The following is a 5,065-nucleotide window of genomic DNA, read 5'->3' as shown; positions in this document are numbered from 1 at the left end:
GCCTTCGTCTCGATTGACGAAGGCAGGGCAGGCTGGTGTGATTGTTCATTGGAAATTTAGTTATGTTTTGTGTGCGCTGACGATCTGCTTGAGTACTGCGATTTAGTGCGCATGTTTCCCCGTGTTTGTGGACTTGGATGGGGTGTAAGTCCCCAAAAGCGCGCAACCTTCCGTGAGTTTGCGCTGACGACATGCTTGAGCGCTTATTCCTCACGGCATAGCCGTGAGGCTGATTTGTGAATCGACGACTTCGAGCTGCATAATGCGCGAGAAGTCACTTCGATTCGCTGAGCTTGCTCAAGTTGGAAGTCCAGTGGACTTCCAACGCGAGTTTCGTAAGCGAGCGCTTATAGCGCGAGCGTGCTCCCACGTTTGGAGCACCCATCCTTGCACACAATACAAAATAAAAAACGCTGAGAACACACTCACAAAGGAGCATATTCTCAGCGTTTATAAGCCTTAATACTTGATTTTACTTTGCGAATTTCGCGCTTTCGCGCAAACTCGCTAGTAACAAATCAGGCAGCGATGCTGGCAATGTCAACTGGAACACCAGGAGCCATCGTGGAGGTCATAGTTACCTTCGTAATGTAACGACCCTTGATGGTGCTTGGCTTCAAGCGGCGAACTTCGTCTGCAACAGCCCTGAAGTTCTCTTCAAGAGCTTTAGCATCGAAGGAGAGCTTGCCGAAGAGGAAGGACAGGTTGCCCTGACGATCCACGCGGAACTCAATCTTACCGCCCTTAATATCAGCAACAGCCTTGGCCACATCCATGGTCACGGTGCCAGTCTTTGGGTTTGGCATCAAGCTACGAGGACCGAGCACACGACCCAAGCGGCCAACCTTACCCATCATGTCTGGGGTTGCAACGACGGCATCAAAGTCAAGGAAGCCACCGGCAACCTTTTCAATCAATTCGTCATCACCAACGATGTCAGCGCCAGCTTCCTGAGCCTCAGTAGCCTTTGGACCACGAGCGAACACCAAAACCTTAGCGGTTTTACCGGTGCCGTTTGGCAAATTCACAACGCCACGAACCAACTGATCAGCCTTGCGAGGATCCACGTTAAGGCGCATAACAGCCTCAACGGACTCGTCGAAAGCGTGCTTTGGCATGCTCTGCAACAAAGCGATAGCTTCAGCTGGGGTGTACAGGTTATTGCGGTCGATCTTCTCAGCCGCTTCACGATACTTCTTAGAACGCTTAGCCATTTCTACACTCCCTTTCAGTCGGTAACGGTAATACCCATCGAGCGAGCGGTGCCCGCGATGATCTTCATACCGGCCTCGACGTCACGTGCGGAGAGGTCAGGCATCTTAATTTCGGCGATTTCGCGCACCTGAGCCTTGGTCACAGAACCAACCTTGTGAGTCAATGGATTCTCGGTGCCCTTCTGAATGCCAGCAGCCTTAAGCAACAAAGCAGCGGCTGGTGGGGTCTTCAAAATGAAGGTGAAGGAACGATCTTCGTAAACGGTGATCTCTACTGGGACGATCTGACCCATCTTGTCCTTCGTCTGGTCGTTATACGCCTTGCAGAAGTCCATGATGTTCACGCCGTGGGAGCCTAATGCTGGACCCAGTGGTGGAGCTGGATTTGCCTTACCAGCCTGAATCTCGAGCTTAATAAGCGCGGAGACTTTCTTTTTCGGAGCCATAATATGGTTCTTCTTTCTTGTACAAGCGGTTCAAACGGTTGCTACGAACGCTAATATAGTCGCTTCTAGTCGCCTATAGTCGCTTCTTAATAGAACGTGCAAAACGTTACGAAACGCATAAACACTTACGAAACGTTGCTATAAAGCCGTTTTGCAGCTTCCTCCCGCATCTTGTATTGCTGTGCTGTGCTAGCGGATTCCTCCTCCAGTCACAAGCCTTCCTATTATGCCACATCTTCGCGACACGCATCATTACGAAAGCTACAACTATCTTTGCGCATTTATGCGCAAAGATTTTCCCACTCGTCAAGCCTTTTCAATCAACCAATCAACTACATACTTCACGCGAACCCCATCTATTAAATCAACACCAGCATATCTGCCAGTGATAAGGAATTTCGCGTAATTATCACGCAATTTAAGCAAATTATCAGTTTCATGCGTATTCTCCGGCAACTGCTGTGTAACCTGATAATATTCAACCGAATCGCCCTTGCGCGCAATAAAATCTACTTCACTTCCCTCAACCCTAGCAACATCAACGTCATATCCTCTTCTTAACAACTCCAAAAACACAATATTTTCTAAGCGATTACCCATATTCCCAAGCCGATGGCTAACAGCCTGATTTCTCAAACCACTGTCAACAATAAAATACTTTGCATTCTGCCTTAAGTATGCTTTACCTCGAATATCGTAGGGCCGAACTTCAAAGAACAGATAAGCATTTTGCAAAAGCTCTAAATACCTGGAAACAGTATGATTTGAAACTTCAATTCGCTCGTTTTTTAAAAGACTCGTAATTTTGGAAGCGTTAACCAGCTGACCAACGTTATCAGCCAAAAATGCGACTATTCTTTTAAGCGTAAAACTATCTTTTATTTGCGCACGAGCAGCAATATCGTTAAGAATGATGGAATCGTATATGCCAGAAAGAATGGTGTATCGAAGCGATTCATCCGCAAGCGCAACACTAGGAAATCCACCATATTGTTCATATTCTTTATATGCCGGATCGACTTCCCTAGAATTAATGTCGATTTGCTTTGCTCCTAAGAATTCCTTGAAAGAGAACGGGTACACTGGTATTTCAACGTACCTTCCGCTTAAGTTAGTGGCAAGCTCGCCAGAAAGAAGTTTTGCGTTAGATCCCGTTATAACAATGTCGCAATTAAAACTAACCCTAAGCGCGTTAATGGCTTTTTGCCAACCATCTACAAACTGTATTTCATCTATTAAAATGTATGTTTTGGGTTGATTTACATTTGTTTGCTGGCTTTCATTACCTTGCGGATTTTCTCCACTTTGTGTGTCTTCGCCACTTTGTGTGTCTTCGTCACTTTGTGTGTCTTCGTCACTTTGTGAATCATCCTCACTTTGTATTTTTGAATAAATAACATCTATAAGATTGGAATCTGTAAGAACGTCGCGATATTCAAAACTTTCAAGATTTATGTAGATTATATGCGATTCAGGCACTCCAAGCTCGCGCAAAGAATTCATGTATTGCTGAAGAATTACCGATTTTCCGCAGCGGCGCACGCCTGTTATTACTTTTACAAAATCTGTGTCTTTAAAAGCAAGAAGCTTATTAAGATACTCAGTTCTTGAATACATACGTTTGCCTTTCGCAAGTTGGAAGTCTACTTCCAAGTTTAGTGCAAAATGGCAAAACTTGGAAGTCTACTTCCAAGTTGAGTGCAAAATGGCAAAAGTTGGAAGTCTATTTCCAAGTTGGGTACAAACTTAAGAAAGTTGGAAGTCTGCTTCCAAGTTGAGCGCAAAACGCTAGAACATTATAAAAACGCTAGAACTCTAACTCAGGATTCTTTAACAGCTCATCAAACACCGTCATGAGCATATAAATACCCTGCTCAGTAAAAGCATAAGGAAGTGACCTGCTTTTAGAACTAATATTTGCGGTCAAAAAATTTGATTGCAAATATTCCAACTCAGATTTGTTTAGCTGAAACATAAAGTCATCATCAAACGCTGTTACTGGCGCAGATTAGCTACTGCACCAGTAACATATAACCCCGCTTATTTGTTATTAACGCAGATTACGTACTGCGCGAGTAACAATAAATCGCAATTATTCGTTATTAACGCAGATTACGTACTGCGAGCGTCTGAAAACGAGGTAGGTACCAGCACTAAGCACAGAATTGAAAAGGATCAAACTCAATTTTTTAGCACGGCATCCAAACTCTTTAATCCAGGATTATTCAAATTCTCAAGAGATAAAATCTGCGTTCGCGCCAAATTTCTAAGTTCAACCATTCGATCAGCCTGTGGCAAACCCTTAGAAATCAAAACAGCGTTATAGCTTTCCATATTCGCCAATACCAAGAGCTCATTAATACTCGCCTCGTCTCGAATATTGCCTTTTGACTTAGGATTTGCATCCCTCCACTGCTTAGCTGTCTTATTAAACAGTGCAACATTTAACAAATCTGCTTCATTTGCATACTTATACATCAACTGCTCAGGAGTCAAATCCTTCAACAAATACTCTTTAATGGCATCCGTATGAATCTTGTAATTAATCTTTGAAATCTCACGGTTTAAATTCCAGTTCAGCGAAAGCCTTGAGTTCTCATCAGATTTAAGCCTTTGATAATCTTTGATAATATATAATTCAAATTCTGCTGAAATCCAAGCTGCAAACTTAAATGCTATATCTTTATGCGCGTAAGTTCCACCACACTTACCAGATTTGGAAACTATGCCAATAGCATTTGTTGATTCTACCCATCTTTTAGGAGATAGAGTAAAAGCATTAGAACCAGCCTCGTTCTTAAAGGCATCGAATTCGACCCCTTTAAAATTCGGATTGTTAATACTCTCCCACAATCCCAGGAACTCAATAGTATTCTTCACTCTCAGCCAGTTTTTAACAACATCTTTAGGCTCTTCTTTATTTTTATATCTCGCAATATCGGTTAAACTAACGTAATCATTCTTAAAATCTTCCGTATAAACCTGAATTGTAAGGCCTTTTGCTTCAATAGTTTCTTTTTTAATTTTCGACATATTAGACATAATATTCCCCTAATTTTTGCGCAAGTTTTTTACGTAATTATTTTATTTACTTGCTTAGTTTGCTTTATTTTTATGCGCTTAACACAACCCCATAAATCACAAGCACACTACAAAATCAAGCACAAGTCATAAAACTTCTAAAAACTAGCAGAAAACTAGCATGCATCAGCGCATAAATACAATTCTATAAGATTTCACAGATAAGAAGCAACAAACGCCGGAGAAATTGCCGGCAAATGTAGTCAAAAACAGCAATGCTCACGCTCTATGCGCTCAAGCAGGTCGTCAGCGCACACCAACCACAACACAGTTTCTAAAGCACAACCACACTAGCCTGCCCTGCCTTCGTCAATCGAGACGAAG

General features: G+C 42.8%; 4 protein-coding genes and 1 pseudogene. All 5 read right to left on the bottom strand.

Going from position 1 to position 5,065, the window contains the following annotated elements:
* Positions 1–518 precede the first annotated feature (518 nt).
* The 5 genes and pseudogenes from rplA to HMPREF3208_RS05930 all read right to left on the bottom strand — a co-directional run bounded on the left by rplA (position 519) and on the right by HMPREF3208_RS05930 (position 4,702).
* Positions 519–1,214 (bottom strand): 50S ribosomal protein L1, encoded by a 696-nt coding sequence (rplA, locus tag HMPREF3208_RS05945; protein ID WP_064347731.1) that lies wholly within the window; start codon positions 1,212–1,214, stop codon positions 519–521.
* Between the two features lie 14 nt (positions 1,215–1,228).
* Positions 1,229–1,660, bottom strand: coding sequence for a 50S ribosomal protein L11 (gene rplK / locus HMPREF3208_RS05940; RefSeq protein WP_004118588.1), 432 nt, complete (start codon positions 1,658–1,660; stop codon positions 1,229–1,231).
* 306 nt (positions 1,661–1,966) lie between these two features.
* Positions 1,967–3,277: an ATP-binding protein gene (locus HMPREF3208_RS05935; RefSeq protein WP_064347728.1), complete on the bottom strand. Its 1,311-nt coding sequence runs from the start codon at positions 3,275–3,277 to the stop codon at positions 1,967–1,969.
* A gap of 190 nt (positions 3,278–3,467) precedes the next feature.
* A pseudogene (locus HMPREF3208_RS06560) lies at positions 3,468–3,638 on the bottom strand (ORF6N domain-containing protein); the annotation flags it as partial.
* A 203-nt stretch (positions 3,639–3,841) separates the two neighbouring features.
* Entirely contained in the window at positions 3,842–4,702 is an 861-nt protein-coding gene (locus tag HMPREF3208_RS05930; RefSeq protein ID WP_196488968.1) for a KilA-N domain-containing protein, read from the bottom strand.
* Between the last annotated feature and the right edge of the window lie 363 nt (positions 4,703–5,065).

The organism is Gardnerella vaginalis (genome assembly GCF_001546485.1).
Lineage (GTDB): Bacteria > Actinomycetota > Actinomycetes > Actinomycetales > Bifidobacteriaceae > Bifidobacterium > Bifidobacterium vaginale_D.
The sequence above is the reverse complement of the archived record's forward strand: the minus strand, read 5'-3'. Positions and strand labels throughout refer to the sequence as shown.

Coding starts and splice junctions, on each gene's coding strand:
- rplA (WP_064347731.1), bottom strand. CDS start 1,214: ATGGCTAAGCGTTCTAAGAAGTATCGTGAAGCGGCTGAGAAGATCGAC.
- rplK (WP_004118588.1), bottom strand. CDS start 1,660: ATGGCTCCGAAAAAGAAAGTCTCCGCGCTTATTAAGCTCGAGATTCAG.
- HMPREF3208_RS05935 (WP_064347728.1), bottom strand. CDS start 3,277: ATGTATTCAAGAACTGAGTATCTTAATAAGCTTCTTGCTTTTAAAGAC.
- HMPREF3208_RS05930 (WP_196488968.1), bottom strand. CDS start 4,702: ATGTCTAATATGTCGAAAATTAAAAAAGAAACTATTGAAGCAAAAGGC.